The organism is Solirhodobacter olei (assembly GCF_004010155.1).
GTDB lineage: Bacteria > Pseudomonadota > Alphaproteobacteria > Rhodobacterales > Rhodobacteraceae > Solirhodobacter > Solirhodobacter olei.
In genome coordinates this window covers 1-20,226 of sequence record NZ_RRYH01000036.1, presented here as the reverse complement: position 1 = coordinate 20,226, position 20,226 = coordinate 1, and the positions used below count along the sequence as shown (strand labels likewise).

15 protein-coding genes and 2 pseudogenes are annotated in these 20,226 nt (G+C 64.5%); 11 read left to right on the top strand and 6 right to left on the bottom strand.

The window, feature by feature from the left end; translation table 11 throughout:
* The first annotated feature begins 24 nt into the window (after nt 1-24).
* Both EIP85_RS19725 and EIP85_RS19720 read left to right on the top strand, forming a co-directional pair.
* A complete protein-coding gene (locus EIP85_RS19725; protein ID WP_127903937.1) occupies nt 25-1,020 on the top strand; it encodes an ABC transporter permease in 996 nt (331 codons plus the stop codon).
* A 187-nt stretch (nt 1,021-1,207) separates the two neighbouring features.
* The gene (locus EIP85_RS19720) at nt 1,208-2,200 is read left to right on the top strand and encodes a sugar-binding protein (RefSeq protein ID WP_127903936.1); all 993 of its coding nucleotides are present in this window, start codon (nt 1,208-1,210) and stop codon (nt 2,198-2,200) included.
* Between the two features lie 84 nt (nt 2,201-2,284).
* Here the strand turns inward: EIP85_RS19720 and EIP85_RS19715 are convergent, their stop codons facing one another.
* The gene (locus EIP85_RS19715) at nt 2,285-2,722 is read right to left on the bottom strand and encodes a universal stress protein (protein ID WP_127903935.1); all 438 of its coding nucleotides are present in this window, start codon (nt 2,720-2,722) and stop codon (nt 2,285-2,287) included.
* Between the two features lie 56 nt (nt 2,723-2,778).
* Complete coding sequence (locus EIP85_RS19710; protein WP_127903934.1) at nt 2,779-3,714, bottom strand: LysR family transcriptional regulator; 936 nt, start codon at nt 3,712-3,714, stop codon at nt 2,779-2,781.
* A 116-nt stretch (nt 3,715-3,830) separates the two neighbouring features.
* Between EIP85_RS19710 and araD1 the strand changes: the two genes are divergently transcribed.
* From araD1 to EIP85_RS19695, 3 genes are read left to right on the top strand one after another with little or no spacing between them, the layout of a single operon-like run.
* Nucleotides 3,831-4,805 carry an AraD1 family protein gene (gene araD1, locus EIP85_RS19705; RefSeq protein WP_127903933.1) on the top strand — a complete coding sequence of 325 codons (975 nt, stop codon included), beginning with the start codon at nt 3,831-3,833 and terminating at the stop codon, nt 4,803-4,805.
* Between the two features lie 13 nt (nt 4,806-4,818).
* Nucleotides 4,819-5,754, top strand: a complete 936-nt coding sequence (locus EIP85_RS19700; protein WP_127903932.1) for a Gfo/Idh/MocA family protein — start codon at nt 4,819-4,821, stop codon at nt 5,752-5,754.
* Between the two features lie 19 nt (nt 5,755-5,773).
* Nucleotides 5,774-7,288: an aldehyde dehydrogenase (NADP(+)) gene (locus EIP85_RS19695; protein WP_127903931.1), complete on the top strand. Its 1,515-nt coding sequence runs from the start codon at nt 5,774-5,776 to the stop codon at nt 7,286-7,288.
* A 47-nt stretch (nt 7,289-7,335) separates the two neighbouring features.
* On the opposite strand, the gene EIP85_RS19690 is transcribed toward EIP85_RS19695, so the two are convergent.
* The 3 genes from EIP85_RS19690 to EIP85_RS19680 all read right to left on the bottom strand — a co-directional run bounded on the left by EIP85_RS19690 (nt 7,336) and on the right by EIP85_RS19680 (nt 13,416).
* Entirely contained in the window at nt 7,336-7,722 is a 387-nt protein-coding gene (locus tag EIP85_RS19690; RefSeq protein ID WP_127903930.1) for a response regulator, read from the bottom strand.
* 63 nt (nt 7,723-7,785) lie between these two features.
* Nucleotides 7,786-9,360 (bottom strand): ATP-binding protein, encoded by a 1,575-nt coding sequence (locus tag EIP85_RS19685; protein ID WP_127903929.1) that lies wholly within the window; start codon nt 9,358-9,360, stop codon nt 7,786-7,788.
* A gap of 177 nt (nt 9,361-9,537) precedes the next feature.
* Nucleotides 9,538-13,416, bottom strand: a complete 3,879-nt coding sequence (locus EIP85_RS19680; protein WP_127903928.1) for a CHASE domain-containing protein — start codon at nt 13,414-13,416, stop codon at nt 9,538-9,540.
* 314 nt (nt 13,417-13,730) lie between these two features.
* On the opposite strand from EIP85_RS19680, the gene EIP85_RS19675 reads away from it, so the two are divergent.
* The 3 genes from EIP85_RS19675 (at nt 13,731) to EIP85_RS19665 (ending at nt 16,175) form a co-directional block, all read left to right on the top strand.
* A complete protein-coding gene (locus EIP85_RS19675; RefSeq protein WP_127903927.1) occupies nt 13,731-14,732 on the top strand; it encodes a response regulator in 1,002 nt (333 codons plus the stop codon).
* Between the two features lie 9 nt (nt 14,733-14,741).
* Nucleotides 14,742-15,095 carry an Hpt domain-containing protein gene (locus EIP85_RS19670; RefSeq protein ID WP_127903926.1) on the top strand — a complete coding sequence of 118 codons (354 nt, stop codon included), beginning with the start codon at nt 14,742-14,744 and terminating at the stop codon, nt 15,093-15,095.
* A 129-nt stretch (nt 15,096-15,224) separates the two neighbouring features.
* Nucleotides 15,225-16,175 (top strand): response regulator, encoded by a 951-nt coding sequence (locus tag EIP85_RS19665; protein WP_127903925.1) that lies wholly within the window; start codon nt 15,225-15,227, stop codon nt 16,173-16,175.
* A 515-nt stretch (nt 16,176-16,690) separates the two neighbouring features.
* On the opposite strand, the pseudogene EIP85_RS19660 reads toward EIP85_RS19665, so the two are convergent.
* Nucleotides 16,691-17,569: pseudogene (locus EIP85_RS19660) on the bottom strand (IS5 family transposase).
* A gap of 391 nt (nt 17,570-17,960) precedes the next feature.
* Here EIP85_RS19660 and EIP85_RS19655 point away from each other — a divergent pair.
* The 3 genes and pseudogenes from EIP85_RS19655 to EIP85_RS19645 form a co-directional block, all read left to right on the top strand.
* Nucleotides 17,961-18,338 carry a helix-turn-helix domain-containing protein gene (locus EIP85_RS19655; protein WP_127903924.1) on the top strand — a complete coding sequence of 126 codons (378 nt, stop codon included), beginning with the start codon at nt 17,961-17,963 and terminating at the stop codon, nt 18,336-18,338.
* Complete coding sequence (locus tag EIP85_RS19650; RefSeq protein WP_127903923.1) at nt 18,338-19,570, top strand: type II toxin-antitoxin system HipA family toxin; 1,233 nt, start codon at nt 18,338-18,340, stop codon at nt 19,568-19,570. Before EIP85_RS19655 ends, EIP85_RS19650 begins: the two co-directional genes overlap by 1 nt.
* 378 nt (nt 19,571-19,948) lie before the next feature.
* Nucleotides 19,949-20,226, top strand: a pseudogene (locus EIP85_RS19645) (type II toxin-antitoxin system HipA family toxin); the annotation flags it as partial.

The window sequence follows — 20,226 nt, the reverse complement described above, 5'->3', positions numbered from 1 at the left end:
GCCGGGGCCGGACAGGAGCAAAGGATGACGACACTTTCCGACGAGCCGCAGGACCCGCAGACCCATACCCGCTGGAGCGCGATCGTCTCCAACCATGTCTTTTGGGTGGTAATCGCGACGGTGGTGGCCTGCGTTCTGCTGTCCATCGTCACGTCGACCTTCGCCACCTCGCAGAACCTGTTCAACGTCACACGGAACTTCGCCTTCGTCGCCCTTGTCGCGCTTGGGATGACCGCAGTGATCATCACTGGCGGGATCGACCTCTCGGTCGGATCGACCATCGGGATCAGCGGCATCGTGCTGGCCGTGGTGATGAATGCCGGCTGGCCGCTCTGGGCCGGGATCGGCATGGCCCTTCTGACCGCCGGTCTTGTCGGCCTCGTGAACGGGATCCTTATTGCCTATCTCGACATGCAGCCCTTCGTCGTCACGCTCGGCATGCTCAGCGTGGCCCGCAGCCTTGCTATGGTGATCTCCAACAACCGGACGATCTTCGATTTCGGGCCGGGTGGGAACAGCCTTCTGGCGCTCGGCGGAGGCTCCTTCCTGGGCGTGGCCAACCCTGTCTGGTTCCTGCTGGTCTTCGCAGTGATCTTCTTTGTGGCCTTCGTCTGGTCTCGCTGGGGGCGCTATGTCTATGCGGTCGGCGGCAACCGGCAGGCGGCCAACCTGACCGGGGTGCCAGTGCGGGCGATAACTTGCTCGGTCTACGTGATCTGCGGGCTGATGGCCGGGGTGGCGGCAATCCTGGAAGTGGGCTGGCTCGGCGCCGTGACAACGGGCCTCGGCACTGGCGACGAACTTCGCGTCATTGCGGCTTCGGTCGTGGGCGGTACCAACCTTATGGGCGGCATCGGCGGCGCGTTTGGGACAGTCGTTGGCGCGGCGCTGATCGAGGTGATCCGCAACAGCCTGATCCTGCTCGGGGTCAATTCCTTCTGGCAGGGCACCTTCGTCGGCAGCTTCATCATCCTTGCCGTCCTCTTCAACCGGCTGGGAGGAGATCGCCGTGGCGAGTGAGCGCCCTAACGCCTGCTCCGTCCGTGCGACCGCCAGCCGCCGGGCAGCGCCCGCCGCTCTCCTATCGGGCGCTGCCCAACCTTTTTGACCTTCCGGCGGGATGTGACGCGCGCTCGCGCCGGCCAATACCCTTCCCGACACACGGGAGTTACGCGCGATCGAAGACCAACCTGAGGAGGAGGAGACAATGAGGATATCGTCCATCTGCTTTGCGGCGCTCGGCGCTGCCGCCATCATGGCGGGATCGGCATCGGCGAAGGACTACAAGACGCTCGCGCTTGTGGTGAAGGGGCTCGACAACCCGTATTTCGACCTCATGCACCAAGGCTGCGAACGCGCCAACAAGACGCTGCACAAAGAGGGCTACAGCTGCTACTACACCGGCCCCGCGACGGCAGCCGATGAAGGCGCCGAGGTCCGCATTATCAACGACCTGCTGACCAAGGGCGTCGCCGCAATGGCTATCTCGCCCTCGAATGCGCCAGCTGTGGCTGAGACCCTGAAGCGCGATGCCGGCAAGACGCCGATCATTACCGCAGACGCAGACCTGCTGCCGAAGGACGCAGCGCTGCGGAAGACCTATGTCGGCACCAACAACTACGAGCTGGGCGTGAAGCTTGGCGAACAGTTGAAAAAGCTGATGCCAAAGGGCGGCAATATCTGCCTCGTCCTCGGCAACCCGGCGGCCGAAAACATCAACCAACGCGCTGCGGGGACGCGGGATACGCTGGCCGGCAAGAAGGGCGTGGACAAGCTGACCGGCCAGAACGGCTGGAAGGAGATCAACGCCTGCCCGCTCTACGTGAACGACGACGCGGCCAAGGCCAACCAGATGATGCAGGATACGCTGACCGCGAATTCCAACCTGCAGGCCTTCGTGCTTGAGGGTGGCTGGCCGCTCTTTGCGCCACAGGCCTATTCGCAGGTCGTCGCGCCGCTCATGTCGAAGATCAAGGACGGCAAGTTCGTGATCGTCTCGGCCGATACGCTCGGGCCGGAGCTGACCGCGCTCAAGGACCATAAGGTCAACGTGCTCGTCGGCCAGAGGCCGGAGGAAATGGGCTACCAGGCGGCGATGGTCATGCACGACCTTGCTACCGGCAAGACCGTCAAGCCGATCTACTACACCGGCCTCGACACTTGCACTTGGGCGAATGCCAACACCTGCCTGAAGCACTGAATGACAGTAATGCGCGCTCCGGCGCGCATTACCCTTCGGGGGGGCGACCGGCTGCTGGCTACGACCAGACAGAGCCGCCGCGGCTCAGTGAACCACCAGCACCGGCAGCGTACTATGCGCCACGACCCGGGCGGTCTGGCTGCCGCTGACCAGCCGCTCGATGCCCTCGCGGCCATGGGTTGACATCACGATCAGGTCGCAGCCCTTCGTCTCGGCGGTGCGGATGATCGCCGCTGCGGGCGCGCCGTCGGTCTCGCGGAGGAACTCGACCGGAAGCCCGACTTCGGATGCCTTCGCCTGCACCGCGTTCTCGATCTCGGCCAGCGCGTCATTGAGCCGGGTCTCGTAGGTGTCGAAGGCCTCGCCCTGCACCAGCGCCTCCATCGCGAGGCCGGTGATCGGCTCTACCACGGTCAGCACTGTGACGTTCGCGCCAAGCGCCTTGGCGAGCTTCAGCCCTTGGTCGAGGCCGCGCTCGCCGAGCTCGGTTCCATCCGTCGCGATCAGGATATGGCTGTACATGGGGAGGACTCCTTTCCCTCCGCCGGTACGCCTTCCGCGCGACCGCGGCAAGAGGGTCAACCCGCCTGTCGGCAGACCTGCATCATGTTCGACAAAAGCCCCCGGCAGCGCATCGCGGCAGGTGACAGGCGGCGGCCGCGCAGTGTGATCAACGCATAGGGGCTTACTGTGATCTCGCGATCGATCTGGACGGTCGTCAGGCTCGGCTCGCGGGCGGTCAGAAGGTTTGCCACTTCGCGGGCCATTGGGGCCAGAACCGCCGTCTCGGCCAGCAGGGTAAGGGTCACGAGAAGCGATCCGGTATTTACAACGTTGCCAGGCACCGGCGCGCCCGCCTCCACGAAGGCCTGTTCCAATGCCTGTCGGATTGGCGCGCCGGGGCCCTGGATCACCCAAGGCTCACCCGAGAGATTGGCCAGCGGAACCTTGCGGCCACCAAGCCGGTGGCGCCGGCTGGTGACGATGCTGAGCCGCTCCGTCGCGCCGGGCATTAGCGTGAAATCCGCGGGTGCTGCGTCGGGTGGAAGGCGGCCTATGACCATGTCGTGGCGCAGCTCGACCAGACCCTTCACCAGCTCCTCGCTGGACGCGACGTCGATGTGCAACTCCACCTCGGGTGCCAGCTCCTTCAGCCGGCGCAGGGCCGGGACGGCGGCGCTGACCGCAGCCCCGGTGACGGCGCCGACGCGGACCAACCCGCCGCCGCCCTGAGTGAGCTTTTCAATCTCCTGCGCAGCCTCGCTCAGCTCGTCCAGAACGTTGCGGGCATGGCGCAGCAGCGCCTCGCCCAGCGGTGTGGGCGTTAGGCCCTTCGGGTGACGTTCGAAGGCAGGGGCGCCGGCCATGTCCTCGATTGCCGAGAGCATCCGTGAGGCCGCCGGCTGAGTGATGCCGACCCGCTCAGCAGCAAGCGAAAGCTGGCCGAGATCGGCAGCGGCAGTGATCAGGCGCAGGTGCTTGATCTGCAGGCGGGTGGAGAGACTCTGGGGCATGTGTATACCAGAAATGATATGAAGATCGTCCGACTTGTAATTTGAATGGTATACCGTCTCCTGTCTACTCTGCGCCCGCCCGCGGCGGGGACGCGCGCGGCTCCGGGGAGGATCGAATGCATCTCATTCAGTTGAAGGATGGCGGCGTGATCTGCCGTCGGGACGGCACGGCGCATCGCGTCTTGGGCGCCCAGACGGTCTATGCGCTGGCCATGGAGGCGATCGGCGCGGGCCGGTCCCTTGCCGAGGTCGTCACGGCCCATGGCGACGGCCCGGCAGAGGATCCTGCGGCGCTGCTGGCCGCGGGAAAGATCGACACGCCGTTACGCCATCCCGATCCGGCGCATCTGCATCTGACCGGGACTGGCCTCACCCATCTCGGCTCCGCCTCGGCGCGGGACGCGATGCACGGGGCGACGGAGCTGACCGACTCGATGAAGATGTTCAAGATGGGCATCGAGGGCGGTAAGCCGGCCGGTGGCGAGGTCGGCGGCGCGGAAGGCGTGCAGCCGGAGTGGTTCTACAAGGGCAATGGCGACGGGCTGGTGGCGCCGGGCGCGGCACTCACCTCTCCTTCCTTCGCCAAGGACGGCGGCGAGGAGCCTGAGATCGCAGGGCTCTACATCATCGGGCCAGATGGCACGCCCTGGCGGCTCGGCTTCGCGCTGGCCAATGAATTCTCGGACCATGTGACCGAGAAGGGCAACTACCTTTGGCTCGCCCATTCCAAGCTGCGCCCCGCCTCGGTGGGGCCAGAGCTGCTCGCAGGCCCCCTGCCCCAGGACATCCGCGGCACCTCGCGCATCCGGCGCGGCGGCGAGGTAATTTGGGAAAAGCCGTTCCTGTCGGGCGAGGCGAACATGTCCCACTGGATCGCCAACTTGGAACACCACCATTTCAAATACGACCTCTTCCGCCGCCCGGGCGATGTGCATATCCATATGTTCGGCACCGCTACGCTGAGCTTCGCCGACGGGGTGAAGACGGAGCCCGGTGACGCCTTCGAAATCTCGGCACCCGAGTTCGGCTTGCCGCTGGTCAATCCGCTCGCGGTGGCGCCGGCTCGGCCGGCCACGGTGCGCGCGCTCTAGGAAAGGATGCATCATGGCTGAGGCCGTAGATCCGATCCCCGTCGCCGTGGTGGGCGTGGGCAAGATCGCCCGCGACCAGCACCTCCCCGCCATTGCCGGGGAGCCGCGGATGCGGCTGGCCGCTGCCGTCTCGCGCAACGCTTCCGTCGACGGGGTGCCGAATTTCGTCGATCTCGAGACCTACCTCGCGGCGGGGCCCAAGGCGGCGGTCGCGCTCTGCACCCCGCCTTCGGCGCGACTCGAGGCCTCGCTTCAGGCTATCGCGGCAGGGCGGGACCTGCTGATCGAGAAACCCCCGGCGGCCACGCTGGGCGAGATCGAGACGATCCGAGGGGCGGCAGAGGCGGCGGGCGTTGTACTGTTCGCGACCTGGCATTCGCGCTTCGCCCCGGGTGTCGCGCCCGCCGCCGACTGGCTGAAGGGCCGCGCGGTGGAGCGGGTGGCGATCACCTGGAAGGAAGATGTGCGGCGCTGGCATCCTGGACAGGACTGGGTCTGGCGGCCGGGCGGGTTCGGGGTCTTCGATCCCGGGATCAACGCGCTTTCCATCCTCACCGAGATCCTCCCGGGGCAGATGCATGTTGCCGCGGCGCGGCTGGAGGTGCCGGAGAACTGCGCCATGCCGATCGGCGCCGAGCTCGCCATGCGGGGGCCGGAGAACGTGCCTGTTTCCGCTGTCTTCGACTGGCGCCAGGAGGGGCCGCAGACCTGGGACATCGAGGTGGTAGCCGATGGACGGAGCCTCAAGCTCTCCCACGGCGGCGGGACGCTGGAGATCGACGGCCAAGCGGTTGATGTCGGCGGGAAGAGCGAATATCCGAGCATCTATCGGCGCTTCGCGGAGCTGATCGCGACCCGCCAAAGCGATGTCGACATCGCGCCGCTGCGAATCTGTGCGGATGCCTTCCTGCTGGGCGACCGTGTGCCGGTAGCGGCTTTCATCGAATAGATCTCGAGAGGAAGACAGCATGACTTTCGTTCCCCATGGCAACCACCTGATCGCCGGGGCACACGTCGCCTCGGATGAGCGCTTCACCTCTTCGCCCGCCGAGGGGGCGGGCTTTTCCGTCGCCGAGGGCGGCGTGACCGAGGTGGCCGCCGCCGTCGAGGCAGCAGAAGTCGCCTTCGAGACCTTTGGCTGGACCAGCCGCGAGGCGCGGGCCCAGCTGTTGGAAAAAATCGCAGATGCGATCGAGGCGCGCGGCGCGGACATCACCGCCATCGGTACGGCCGAGACCGGCCTGCCCGCAGCACGCCTTGAGGGCGAGCGTGGGCGGACCACCGGGCAGCTTCGGCTTTTCGCGGCGCATATCCGCGACGGCGCCTATCTTGACCGCCGCCATGACAAGGCGCTGCCGGACCGTGCGCCACTGCCACGCCCCGACCTCAGGATGATCGAGCGGCCAATCGGTCCGGTCGCGGTCTTCGGCGCGTCGAATTTTCCGCTCGCCTTCTCCACCGCGGGCGGGGATACCGCTGCGGCGCTGGCGGCGGGCTGCCCGGTGGTGGTGAAGGGCCATCCGGCCCATCCCGGCACCGGCGAGATCGTGGGCGAGGCGATTGCCGAGGCCGTGGCTGCCTGCGGCCTGCCGGGGGGTGTGTTCTCGTTGATCCAGGGCTCGACGCGGGATCTGGGCGCGGCGCTGGTGCAGCATCCGTTGATCCGGGCGGTGGGCTTCACCGGCTCGCTCGGCGCGGGGCGGGCCCTGTTCGACCTATGCGCGCAACGGCCGGAGCCGATTCCGTTCTTCGGCGAGCTGGGCTCGGTCAACCCGATGTTCCTGCTGCCCGAGGCGATGGCGGCGCGGGCCGATGCGGTCGGGACCGGCTGGGCCGGCTCGCTCAGCATGGGCGCGGGGCAGTTCTGCACCAACCCGGGCGTGGTGGTGACGATCGACGGCGGTGATGCCGACCGCTTCGTGGCGGCGGCGGAAGCAGCGCTTGCCAAGGTGCCGGCGCAGACCATGCTGACCGACGGGATCGCGGCGGCCTATCGCGCGGGCGTGGAGCGGGTGGCAGGGACCGCCGGGGTGCAGGAGGTGCTGACCTCGGTCTGCGACCGGCGCAACGCGACGCCTTATGTCTACCAGACCACCGGCGCCGAATGGCTCGCCAATGCGGAGCTGGGCGAGGAGGTGTTCGGGCCGCTCGGCTTGATTGTGCGGGTTGCCGATGAGGCCGAGATGGTGGCGGTGGCCAAAAGCCTCGCCGGACAGCTCACCTGCACGCTGCATATGGATGCGGGGGACACGGCGCTCGCCGGGCGGCTGATGCCGGTGCTGGAGCGCAAGGCGGGTCGGATCCTCGCCAACGGCTTCCCGACCGGGGTCGAAGTCGCCGATGCGATGGTTCACGGCGGGCCCTACCCGGCCTCGACCAACTTCGGCGCGACGAGCGTAGGGACGCTGGCGATCCGGCGCTTCCTGCGTCCGGTCTGCTACCAGGCGATCCCCGAGGCGCTGCTGCCCGAAGACCTGCGCTGAGGCGCAGCCGCTTCGGCCGGGCGCCACAGCCGCCCGGCCGGGGAGGTTCAATTAGTCTTGGTGCGGTTCCAGATCTCTACGATCTGCTGAGCGAGCGTCATCGGGTCGAAGGGCTTGGTGATCACGTCGTCGGCGCCTAGCTCGCGTAGCCGGGCCACTTCCGTGGGCTGGGCCTTTGCAGTCATGAAGACCGCCGGAGTGCCCGCGAATTGAGGCATCGCGCGTAGAGCGAGGAAGGTCTCCTCGCCGTTCATGCCGGGCATCATCACGTCAAGCAGGAAGAGATCCGGCGCCACGTCGGCGACGCAGTCGAGCGCTTCCTGGCCGGAAGGGCACTGCACCACGTCGAGCCCGCCAACGGTGTCGAGGGCCAACAGCGCGATCTCGCGGATGTCGGGGTCGTCTTCAACATGCAGGATCTTCGGCAAACTCATGGAGCCCCCTTCTGTCGGTCTTGGTCCGGGACGGCCGGCGAGGGACTTTGGATGGGCGGTTGCTCAGGCAGCCCCCCGAAACTCGTCCCGCTTCGGCAGATCAATCCAGAACGTCGTACCGACTCCGACCTCGCTGGTAAAGCGGATCACGCCACCATGATGCTCGACAATCGCCTTTGAGATGGAAAGGCCAAGCCCGGTTCCCCTACGGCGGCCCTGATCTTTGCTGCCGGCTTGAGCAAAGCGTTCGAACACATTCCCTTGGGCCTCCTTCGGGATGCCCACGCCGCTGTCTTGCACAAGAAGCTGAAGGGAATCGTCCCGCTCGCGGACTGACACCTTAATCTCGCCGCCGGGGCGCGAGAACTTCGCGGCGTTGCTCAAAAGGTTGTTCATCACCTGAATCATGCGCTGTTGGTTGCCATTGAAGATCCAGGGGCATTCCAGTCCCTCGCTGGTGATTGAGACGCCAAGCTCTTCGGCATAGGCGGTGTTGCCGGCGATCGCTTCCTGGACCAGGGCGGAGAGATCCGTCGGTTCCAGCTCGATCTCCATTTTGCCGGCGTCGAGCTTCTCAAGGTCTAGAAGGTCGTTGATCATCAAAACCACTCGGTCGACGTTGCGCAGTGCAACATCCAGGAGCGCCGAGGGCTTTTCGGGCAGCGCGCCGAAGGCGCCGGCGGTGATCAGCTTCAGCGCTCCCATAACCGAGGTCAGCGGCGAGCGCAGCTCGTGGCTGACGGTGGCCACGAAGGCAGTGCGGGCAGCCTCCACTTCCTTGCGCTGGGTTATGTCGCGCACAACTGCGAGGAAATATGCCTTTCCGTCGTAGCTGCCCTCAAGCTGAAGGTTAATCTCCACCGGTCGGCCGCGATGAGCACTTTCATAGGTTAACACCTCGGTGTCGCCGTTCAAAAGCGGCTGGACACGAGCGCGGAACTCGCCCTCGTCGAACATGTCGTCGGTGTCGAAGAGTGATTTTGTTCGGCATTCCTCGTCGGTCCACCCCTGGAAGGCGCGAGCGTGACGGTTGAGGTAGATTAATCGCAGGTCGACGGGCGAGAACATATAGACTTCGTCATGGAGTGCGTCGAGCAAGGCGCGGCTGTGCGCCTCGGCCTGGCGCATTTTGCTCTCCGTGATGTCGGTGCGGATCGAGACTGTGCGGACGATGCCTCCGTTGCGGTCGCGCAGCGCGACGATGGTGGTTCGGGTCCAGAAAAGGCTGCCATCCTTGCGGCGGAACTTGGTCTCGCCAACCCAGGTGGCGCCCCGGCTGACGACACCGGCGACGGCATCGGCATCATTCGATTCGGCGCTCAGCAGGAAGTCGCGGATACGGCGGCCGATCAGCTCCTCGCGCGGATAGCCTGTCAGCGTTAGGAAGGTTTCATTGACATAGACGATGCGGCCGTCCTGGTCCGAAATATTGACCATCGCATGGGCGTCCATGGCCTGCCAGAGGATCTCTAGCTCGGCCTCGGCGGCGCGCGAAGCCACCTGAGGGCGGTTGATCAGCAGGTAAACGACGGCTGCGACGGCACAAATTGCCACGAAGCAGGCGAGAACGGCAATTGCAACAGGCGTTGTCAGGTCACTACCCAGCGTGCTCGCGAAATGTGCGAGACCCCCATTCATAATCGTCACTCCCTCGTTGCCGGTTTCCCCGGCCCTCTCCGCCTATTTGCGCCCCGGCTGACGGGTTGGGGCCCCGAAAATATCCTGCGCCAGCCGAAACCTTCCCGCACAAATATGCGGAAATTGTGGCAACTTTTATCCAAAATGTGCCGTTAAGGCTGAGCAGCCACCTGACGGTTATTCCGCAGCTTGTCTGGTCTGCCTGGGCCGCGCGCGGATGTAATTGAGGCAGGCCACCACGATCTTCTGCTCAGGTGTGCGCGTTTTCACGAAGGTGCGGCGCACCAGATGGCTAGGCCAGGGCACATCGTTGGCGGTTAGTGCGATCACTGGAATGTCGGGGTTGCGTTCCAACAGAAGCGCAATAATTCGGCCACAATCGCCGTCTTGGCCGGTCTCGTCGAGAATGGCGAGGTCGAAGGGCGTGGCCTCGATCAGCCCCCGGGCTTCGACCAGCGAGCGGGCATGGACGATCTCTGCCCGGGTGCCGAAGGAGGCGGCGAGGATATGCGAGAAGTCCGAATCCTCGTCGACATGGAGAATGCGGGGGCGGTCAACGGCGGGGATCGGTTCGGTCTTCTCCAGCGGCGTCGTCGCGGCCTCGTGAGTGTTAGACAGCGGCAGCGTAAACCAGAAGGTGGTTTCCACATCCGGCTCGGAATCGAAGCCGATGGTGCCGCCCATCCGCTCCACCATCTGGCGGGTGATCGAAAGGCCAAGGCCGGTGCCGGGTTTCTTACGCGTGGAGGAGGAATCCGCCTGGCTGAAGGCCCCAAAGATCTTGGAGCGGAACTCTACCGGCACGCCAGAGCCGTGATCTGTCACAGTGACGCGAACCAGCCCGCCGAGGCGTTCGGTGGCAATTTCCACCGCGCCGCCCGGAGGCGAGAATTTCACCGCGTTCGACAGTAAGTTAGCCATGATCTGCTGGAAGCGGTTGGTGTCGACACGGGCGTAGAGCTCCTCCTCCGGCTCTGTCAGCACGAAGCGGACGCCGGCCGGCTCGGCATAGGGCCGGGTGTCGGCCGCCGATTGAGCGACGAGCTGGCCGATCGGCGCCTCGACGAGATCGAAGGTCATCTTGCCGGAGGAAAGTTTCTCCATATCGAGAATGTCGTTGACCAGCAGGATCAGCCGGCTGCAGTTCTTGTGGGCGATGGAAAGCATCTTGTGTGCTTTCTCGGGCACCGTGCCCGCGACGCCGTTCAGCACGAGTCCGAGCGAGCCGTTGATCGAGGTCAGCGGCGTGCGCAACTCGTGGCTGACGGTGGCGACGAATTCATTCTTGATCCGCTCCACCTTCTTCTGCTCGGTGATGTCTTGGACCTGTGCCACAAAATTGTCCGGTCGGCCCATGCCGTCGCGGACCAGCGCGAGCGAGAGATTGCCCCAGACCTCGTAGCCTTCGGCATGCAGGCAACGGATTTCCGCGGCAAAGTTTTCGCACTTGCCGGCGAGAAGCTCTGCCACCTGCTCTCGCACGGCGGGGCGGTCATCTGCATGCAGAAATTGGTGGAAGGGTATCTTCAGAATTTCCGCCTCGGGCATGCCGACGAGGCCGCTTAGCGCGTTGTTGACCTTCAGGAAGCGGCCATCTAGCGCGATCAGGGCTGTGCCGACCGGTGCGGCCTCAATTGCAGAGCGGAAGCGTTCCTCACTGGTGCGTAGCGCCTCCTTGCTTGCAACCAGCTCCTGGATGTCGGTCATCGCGCCGATCAGGCGAGTAGCGCGGCCGGAGGCGTCGCGCTCGCCCACCACCGCTTCCGAGCGGAACCAACGCCAGCTGCCGTCGACAACGCGCAGCCGGATCTCGGAGATCGAACGTTCAGTCTTGCCTTCAATGCACTGGCGGTCGGCCTCCTCCAGCGCGGGGCGGTCGTCGGGGTGAATGCGGGCGAAGAATTCCGCCTGCGCATCGATCTCCTGATCCGACGCGAAGCCGAAGAGCAGCTTCCATGTGGGCGAGACGATCGAGACATTGGTGGCCAGGTCGAGCTCGAACACGCCGATCTTGGCGCCGGTGAGTGCGACATCCAGCCGGTGCTGAGCGTGGCGCAACTCCTGCTCCACCCTGCGTTTGTCGGTCACGTCGGTGATCAGCGCTGTGTAGCGCCGCTCACCTTCGGCCGAGAGCCAGGCGTTGATCAGCACATCGAGGATCACTCGCTCGCCGCGGGCATCCGTGGCACGAACCTCGGCGCGGAAGCTGGTGGGCTCGCTGCGTTGACTGGACCAGCCAAAGTAATCCGCTGTCGCCCCGTCGAGAAGCGCGGCGAGCGGTCGGCCGCGCAGCTCGGTACCAGGCGCTGCAAAGAGATGAGTGAAGGCTTCGTTCGTGAAGAGGATCCTCCCCTGCGCGTCCATCATCGCGATATTGGCGTTGGGGGTCTGAATGATAGCGCGGTTCTCCTCGATCTGCGCAGCCAGCTCGCGGGTACGCGCGGCGACCTCGGCGCTGATCTTGTCCTCCCGTCGGGTCAGCGTCAGCAGGTAGAAGCCAAGCAGCGCGGTGAAGGCGAGTCCGCCGGCCAACGTGACCGAGGCCGTGGCCCGGTTGACCGAATTCTCGAAGGCAGGTGTGCTTTGCCAGACAATGGTCCAGGTGCGGCCGAAGACCGGCAGTTTTTGCACCACGCGATAAGCCGGATGGTGCGCGCGGTCGTTCGCAGCGCTGTAGATCAGATGCTCGGGTGCGATCGTCGAACTGTCGTAAAGCGTGATGGCGAGGTTCTTATGCTGGCTCGAAGACAGGTCTTTGACCAGCGCGGCGGCCGGGATCGGGGCATAGACCCAGCCGTAGAAGCCAGCGATGCGACCGGCCTGGGTCGTCGGGGCGATAGTCGATTTGTAGATCGGGTCAAACAGAAGGAAACCAGGCCCGACGTCGGGCTCGCCGATCAGGCTCATGCCACGGGTAATGCGCGGATCCCCGCTGTCGCGGGCGGCCAGTGCAGTGGCGTGACCGTCGGGATTGGCCGCGATGTCGAGCCCGAGCGCGCCGGGATTGATGGCGAGCGGCTCGAAATATTGCACGACGAAATGCTCAAGCCGGTCGCTTGGCGGATGTATCTTCAGATCACCCGCTCCGAGATGTTGCTCGTTCGCCTCGAAGGCCGGCAGGTCGGCGTTGGCGACCGGCACTACGAGCCCGATCCCCATCACGCCGGGCAGGCGGCGTTGCACGTTCAGGGTCTGGCAGTACTTGCGCCATTCCTGCGCGTTGACCGACTGCGAACCCTCGATCAGCCCCTTTGCACCATCCAGCGCGAAGGCGATGCTCTGCAGTCTGTTGTCCAGCGCGCCGCGGTTGTCGTGCACGAGGGTCTCGAACTCGCCCTTGTTGAAGTTGACGATGAGCGAAGTCACCGCCTGCCAGCCCGCCATGGTGACAAGGAGCGAGAGCAGGATCCAGTAGATCGCAGAGGTCTTGAACCGCGGCAGCGCTCCGCCCTTCCAGTAGAAATGTGATGCCGCGCGGAACGGCCAGAGGAGCGCCAGCGGCAATGCGATATAGATACCGATCAGGTCGCCGACCCACCAAACTATCCAATTGCTCAGCAAGCCGGACGGCGCAACGTCGCCGGAGGCCAGGAAGATCAGAAGCCCGAGCGCCGCTGCGGCCATCGAAATCGGCGGCAGAATCACCAGAGCCGCCAGCGCCACGTCACGCCCGCTGTCCAAGCACATTGGGAAGCCGAAGCGGCGACGCAGAGCGAAGGCGCCGGTCCAGGCTTGGGCCGTTTGCACGCCTGCGATCCCGACGGCTGACAGAACGTGGACCGCGTCGAACGCGATGCCGCTCGCCCGCATCACCGCCAGCCAGCCGAGCAGCGAGATTGCCAGGATCATTGGCCAGTGGCGACGGCCGAGCACCAGCAGGAGCGCCAGCGCTATACCAGCCCCGCGCGGCATCACCACCGCGTCGGCGTAGGCGGGCTTGGCCACCAGTCCGGCAGTGCAAAACAGAAGAAACCCCACAGCGTAAAGACACCATTCCCACCAGACGATGTCTGGCGAGACGGGCGCGACCTGCGGCGCGTCCTCTGCGGTTGTCATCCGTCGGAACCCATACCTGCTCCGCGCTTCGTGATCGGCGCTTTCCCTAATGATCGAGCAAACTATGTTGTATTGCCACTGTTGATTGCAAATCCAGTCCCTGTGCCGGTGCACGTGACTTTTTTGCCCAAGGCATTGAGATTACCAAAAGCGAATGTGGCGCAGGAATTGGCCGAGACCGGTAAGTATGCCTAATTGTTGCCTCAATCACGTGTAATTTGAGGAAAATCAGCGCTAAAGCGCCGTTTCGGCAAAGCGCCCGGATGCGGCGAGCCGGGAAGCTCGTGGCAACCTGAGGGAGAATCTGGACTCGAATGAAGATCCTGGCTGTCGATGATGATCCGCTGAGCCTCGCTATGCTCGAGGCGGCCGCCCGCGAGGCGGGTTTCGGCGATGTCACGCCGGCGGCCAGCGCCGAGGAGGCGCGCGAGATCGTTCTGGCGTCGACGGACCTCTTCGGTTGCTTCCTCGTCGATATCCAGATGCCCGGCGCCGACGGGTTCGACTTCTGCCGCATGCTGCGGCGGATGCCGGGCTATGCCAGCACGCCGGTGATCATGGTCACTTCACTCTCGTCCCAACCAGCCCTGCTGAAGGCCTTCGCGGCCGGCGCTACGGACTATGTCACCAAGCCCTGCGATCCGAAAGCGCTCGCCGCCCGGGTGCTCAAGGCCGCGCGCCAGGAGGATGTCGAGGCGCGGATGCGTGCGGCGGCGGCCTCGGTCGTCGCACTGAAGGCGGAGCTGGCGCAGACGCGCCGCGTCGGATTCGATGCGCCGGTGACACTGCGCGAGGTGGAAAACGGGATCGATTACCTCGCGCTGGAGACCTATCTGCAGCGGCTCGACCGCGGCGACCTGGCCGGTGCCAGCCTCTTCACCTTCCGGATCGACCGGATCGAGACCTTCTTCGCTCGTTGCCATCCGGCGCTGTATAACGACATGCTGGCGGACGTGGCAGAAGCACTGCTGGAGGCCCTTCTCGGCCATCGGCCGCTGGTCTCCTATGCCGGGTCGGGGGTGTTCGCGGCGGTGGTCTCGGGCGGCCATACGCTTGACCTTGCGGAGGTCGAGCTGGCGGTCAACCAGGCGGCGGAAGAGCTTTGGCTGGACTACGGCGCCGGCGAGGGTATGGGGATCCGGCTGACCGCCGGCGCGCCCGCGCATCTTGGCGGCGAGACGACCGGACGCGGGGCGGTGAGCGCGCTGCGCGTGGCGATCGACCGGCTGCAGCCGCAGCCGCATCGGGCCACGCCCGCCGCCCTGGCGGCGCGCTGGAGCATGGGCGTTTTCGGCAGTTTTCTCAGGGCGATTTAGGGGGACCTCATGCGTAGGGCAGCAAGCCTCACATCAACGATTGACAGCATCCGGCCGCGGTTCGTGGCCGAGACAGCAGAGCGGCTGAGCCGGATCCGGGCTGTCCGCAGCGATCTGGACCGGGCGGTCGAGATCGAGGCGGCGGTGACCGAGATCCGCTTCGATGCCCACAAGACCACAGGTATCGCGGCGACGCTCGGCTTCGCCTCGCTGGGCAAGGCGGCCCAGGAGGTCGACGCGGTGCTGACGCCGATGAACGGACGCCAGACCAAGGGGCCGTTGCCGCGCAAGGTGACGGAACTGGTCGATGCGATGATGGACGAAATGGCGCGGGCAACAGCGTCGAAGACCGGGGCTCACTGAGCTTCCGGAAGGGAATTGGGTGGGGGTTGAAGGCAGTGCAGTGCTCGCGCCTGGGGGGCAGTCGCGGGTTTGGCAGGAACCAAGGTGTGGCAGAAGCTGCACCCCACGCGATTCGAACAGGAGAACGCGATGAAAATCATGGTGGTGGATGACGACGAGCTTGTGCGCGAGCTGGTCCGGGACATCCTGCACATGAAGGGCTATCGCAATGTAGCGTTGGCCGACTCGGCCGACGAGGCGGAGAAGCTGATAGGCCAGGCGAGGATTCCCTTCGACTGCTTCTTCCTCGACATCCAGATGCCGGGCCGTGACGGGATCGAGCTTTGCGGCTGGATCAAGTCGCAGCCGGCCTATGCCAAAGCGCCGGTGGTGATGCTGACGGTTCTGTCGGACATCTCATATGTCGACCGCGCCTTTGCTGCCGGAGCCTTCGACTACGCAACCAAGCCCATTGTGAAGGGCCAGATCCACGAGAAGGCGGCGACGATCCGGCGCCTCATCGAGGGGCAGAAGACCCTCGGCCCGCAGGCCGTGCCCGCGTTAGCTGAGGCGCCGCGCCCTGCTGGAATGATCGACTACCTGGCGCTGGAGAACTATGTGAAGCGGCTCTCGCTTGCCGGACTCTTCACGCGGCAGATTTTCGCCTTCAAGATCGTGGCGTTGAACCATCGCGGCTTGCCCCATGCGGGGCCGCAGTTCGACCGCATCGTCGATGCCGGCGCACGGGCGATTATCGCTAGCCTCGCACCGCGAGACCTGTTTCTGGCTCATGCCGGCGATGGGGTGCTGCTCTGCGTGGCGCGCTCGACCGGGGATATCGAACTGGAGAAAATTGCCGAGGACGCCAATGCTCGCTTCGCCGAGGCGCGCGACGCGGCCGACGTGCCACATGACCTGGAGGTGACTATCTGCGTCGGTCACCCGATCCGGGTCGGTCAGGTCCGCTCCGGCCGGACGGCGCTGCACTCGCTCAACCTTGCCATCCGCAGCGCGACGCGGGCGGCCCAGGAGGCCCCGATGGACAATGGCGCGGCGGGCTATTACGGCCGCCGCAGGGTCGCGGCCGGGGGCCGTCACTGAGGACGGGGCGGCACCGCCGCCTCACCTTTCTCCTATCGCTCAAGGAGGCGCCGCCGGGATCAGGCGGCGGCTTTCTCTATCACCGCCGGCCGCTCTCGTTTCCGACGGTCGAGCGCCTTCAGGCTGACCAGATGGGCATTGAGCGCCCTGAGAAAGCCCACGCCTCGCAAATCGAAGAACCTCTAATCCGAGATCCCGTCCAGGCCGCCTCGCCCGCCGTCGTGGGCACAAGCACAGTGCTCGTCCGCCCGCTGGATTCGGAGAGCATCGGCATGACCTATCGCAGCAGGTCGAATGCCAACAAGTCGTCTCAGAAGGGATGGGTCTATCGCGCCGTCACGCAGTATCGGCGGGCCCCGCCTCGCGTCCGGCAGGGTCGTCTCGAGCAGACGGGTAGCCAGCCGCCCGGTGCCACAACCGAATTCGAAGACCGAGGTCGCCATGTCGAAATGGCCCTCTCGTACGGCAGTGCAGAAATGCGGGCTGAGGCGTGACTTCCCCTTTCCCCTTCAGGCTCAGGCCACACGGACGATCTTTGCGGTTCCGAGGGCGTTAAAGCGGTTGATCAATGCGACGCGGCTGTGGGCATGGTATCCGGTCAGGCGCTTCCAGAACGCGCGTCCATAATGGCGCGTGGCCCGGAGGGTTTCGTTGCGCGCCCTGGCGGCCGGGCAGTCCTCTTTCCACGGACGACCGTTCTTGCGGATTGGGATGATCGCAGTGCCACCGCGCGAGATGACGGCGCAGTGGCAGCGGCTGGTGTCGTAGGCGCCGTCCGCGATCACGGTGCCGATGTCTTCGCCCTGGGGGATCTGGTCGAGCAGGCCGGGCAGGACGGGGCTGTCGCCTTCCCGACTGGGCGTGAACTCGATGGCGCGGATGTCCGAGGTGGCGGTGTCCATGGCCAGATGCATCTTGCGCCATTGGCGGCGGCCCTGAACGCCATGCTTGCGGGCCTGCCATTCGCCGTCGCCGAGAAACTTGATCCCGGTGCTGTCCACCAGCAGATTCAGTGGCCCGTCGGCGCGGCGATAGGGGATCTGCACCTTGAGGGTCTTCTGTCTGCGGCACAGGCTCGAGTAGTCGGGAACGGGCCAGTCCAGTCCTGCGAGCCGTAGGAGGCTCGCGATCATCCCGGCTGTCTGCCGGAGCGGCAGCTAGAACAGCACCTTGATCGACAGGCAGAACTGGATCGCTGCATTGGAGAAGACCGGCGGGCGCCCTGGGCGCCCCTCATGCGGCGCGTGCCAGCCCATCTCCTTGTCCAGCCAGATCAGCAACGACCCGCGCTTGCGGAGCGCAGCCCACGCCATTGTGCTCGGATCATGGCGCATCAATGGTCGATAGGCTGACCAGTTCGTCGTGCGGTAGCGAGCGGGCTTGGGCTTGCTCATGCCGCCCGTCTAACCGCATGGATTCGTGATGTGAATCCTTCACGACGAGAGTTCTGCAACAACGCCTCCGGAAACCCGCCGCGTCAAATTCCTGAGCCGTGACGAGATGCCAAGGCTGGCGCTCCCTTACCCTGCGGATGTGCTCTTTGGCCCTTGGGAATCATGCAGGTCCTGATTTTGCTCTTCCGGCTCGACAGCCTGGAGAGCAGTATTCACGCCGATTGAAAACATGGAGAAACGACGCATTATGAGTGCATATGAGATGCGCGTGCTCCTGCCCGCGTGGGGAGTCGATGCCGAGACTATTGCACATCAGCTATCATGCATCTTGATTTAACTCAGCAAATATGACATATAATACGCTGTATTCGGTCATATATGGTGTATTATCATGGGGTCTCCCAAAGTTGGTCCGGCTCTTGAACGGCTCGGCCAGGATATTCGGAATGCGCGCTTGCGGCGCAATGTCGCTGTCGCCGATCTCGCAGTTCGGGCTGGAACATCACCGAGCTCTATCGCTCGACTCGAAAAGGGCGATCCCGGCGTCGGAATCGGCACGCTCGCCGACGTGCTCGTCGTTCTCGGGCTGTTGGAGCGGCTGGCCGATCTGATCGATGTTCGCAAGGATGATCTGGGGCTCGCGCTCTCAACTGAGCATCTGCCGCGACGAGGCAAGTCATTCACCGCCAAGGTTCGGAAGCAGAGTGGTAAACCGGCGGCAGCGAAAGACCGGAAGGACATCGTTGACCCCGATGGGGCTTCCTTCTGATGGCGGAATATCTTGCCAATGTCGTTCTCGGTGAAAGCCGCACGACGGTTGGTCAGTTGCGTTTTACCCATGCAGGACCGCGACAGTTCTCGACCTTTGCTTATAGTCCCGCGTGGATCGAGAATCCGCGCGCCTTTGCCGTGCAACCGACTTTATCGCTGGAAGGCGGTCCCTTTCATACTTCAGGTCAGCCAGGACATATGCGCGATGCGCTGGCGGGGGTGTTCGCTGATGCCGCTCCAGATAGCTGGGGGCGAAGGCTTCTGGAACGCGCCTACGGCAACGGCCTCAGCGAGTTCGAGTATCTGACACTGTCCGGTGACGCCTGCCGTCAGGGCGCATTGCGCTTTCAGAACGAGGATGGAGAGATCATCAGGGGCAAAGCGGCCGATGCGGTGCCGCGCCTCGTCGAACTGGAAGCCTTCACGGCCATCGCCCGCGCTTATGAGCAGGGCAAGGAAATCTCTTCCGAGGAGATGCAGGCTCTGGCGGGCGCGGGCGGCTCCGGCGGCGCACGCCCGAAAGCCAATGTGCGGGATGGCGATACGCTCTGGCTGGCCAAGTTCACCTCGGTCCACGATCAGCAGCCGATAGAGCGGGTCGAGGTGGCGACGCTTCGCCTGGCTGAAGCCTGCGGCATTCGTACACCTACCGCCAGACTGGAACTGGCCGATACTCCCTTTCCGGTGGCGCTTGTGCAACGCTTTGATCGACGGGGGCCGTCCCGTATACCCTATATCTCGGCTCGCACCGCGCTTGGCAAGACCGGTACGGAACTCGGCTCCTACACGGAGATGGTCGATTTCATCCGCGCCAGCGCCGCTGATCCGGAAGCCGACTTCCGCGAACTTTATCTGCGTCTGATTTTCACGATCCTCGTGTCCAACAAGGACGATCATCTGAAAAATCATGGCTTCCTCTATGTGGGTGGGGGGCAATGGCGATTGTCGCCGGTCTTTGACGTGAACCCTGCGCCCGACCGAAATCCGCATCTCGAGACAGCGATCATCGAGGGCGGCGCCCATGACCGGTCGATCACGCTCGCGCTCGAAGCCTGCGAGTTTTTCGAAATTGCAGAAGATGAAGCGCGGCAGGTGATCCGTGACACGGCGCAACGCATTTCTGATGGCTGGCGTGAAGCGCTGCGGCAAGTCGGCGTGTCGGGGGCGCTGGTGCGTGATTACGAGCCTGCCTTTGTAAACGATCAGACCGAAGCCGCGCTGAGCCTTTGAACATAACAGATGGCTCATCCCTCTATGTCAGGCAAATGGAACGACTGGTAAAACTAGAGACTGCCCGGCATCCTTCGACGAGTTGACGGATGGATGCCACCGGCGGAAATCTTTCGCTCCATATGGCCAATTGGGGCGAGAATCGATAGGATGCTGTGGCGGCGGCGACTTTCGGCCTTGGAACGCTCAAAAATCGTGTTTGCCGTCATCGGCGATAGATGGCGAAGTTTTTCACATTCCAATCAGCCGAAAAACCCAATGTTTTCATAAGCGGTGGCCTTTCGACGGTAAGCGCGACGGTATATTGCTTTTTGAAGATATTATTTTGCTGTGTTTTTCAATTGGATAGGTCATGCGGCCGATAATTGCGTGGGGGCGATGCAGTTCGTGCCGCACGGCCAGGACGCGGGGAATCCCTTCGTCATCACGGGGGAGGTGCAGAGCGAGGCGCAGATAGCCGAGACGCTCCGCCACCTGACGCGCGATCCGCTCGGGATCGTTCAAGGCGGGGAGCCGCTGCGCATCTCGCTCGCGGGGGCCCAGGAGAAGACGACCTACATGCGGCAGGGAGAGGATTGGGTGAAGCCGCGCGGCCTGACGCCCACCACACATATATTCAAGCGCCCGATCGGCGTGACGCAGCGCGGTCTCGACCT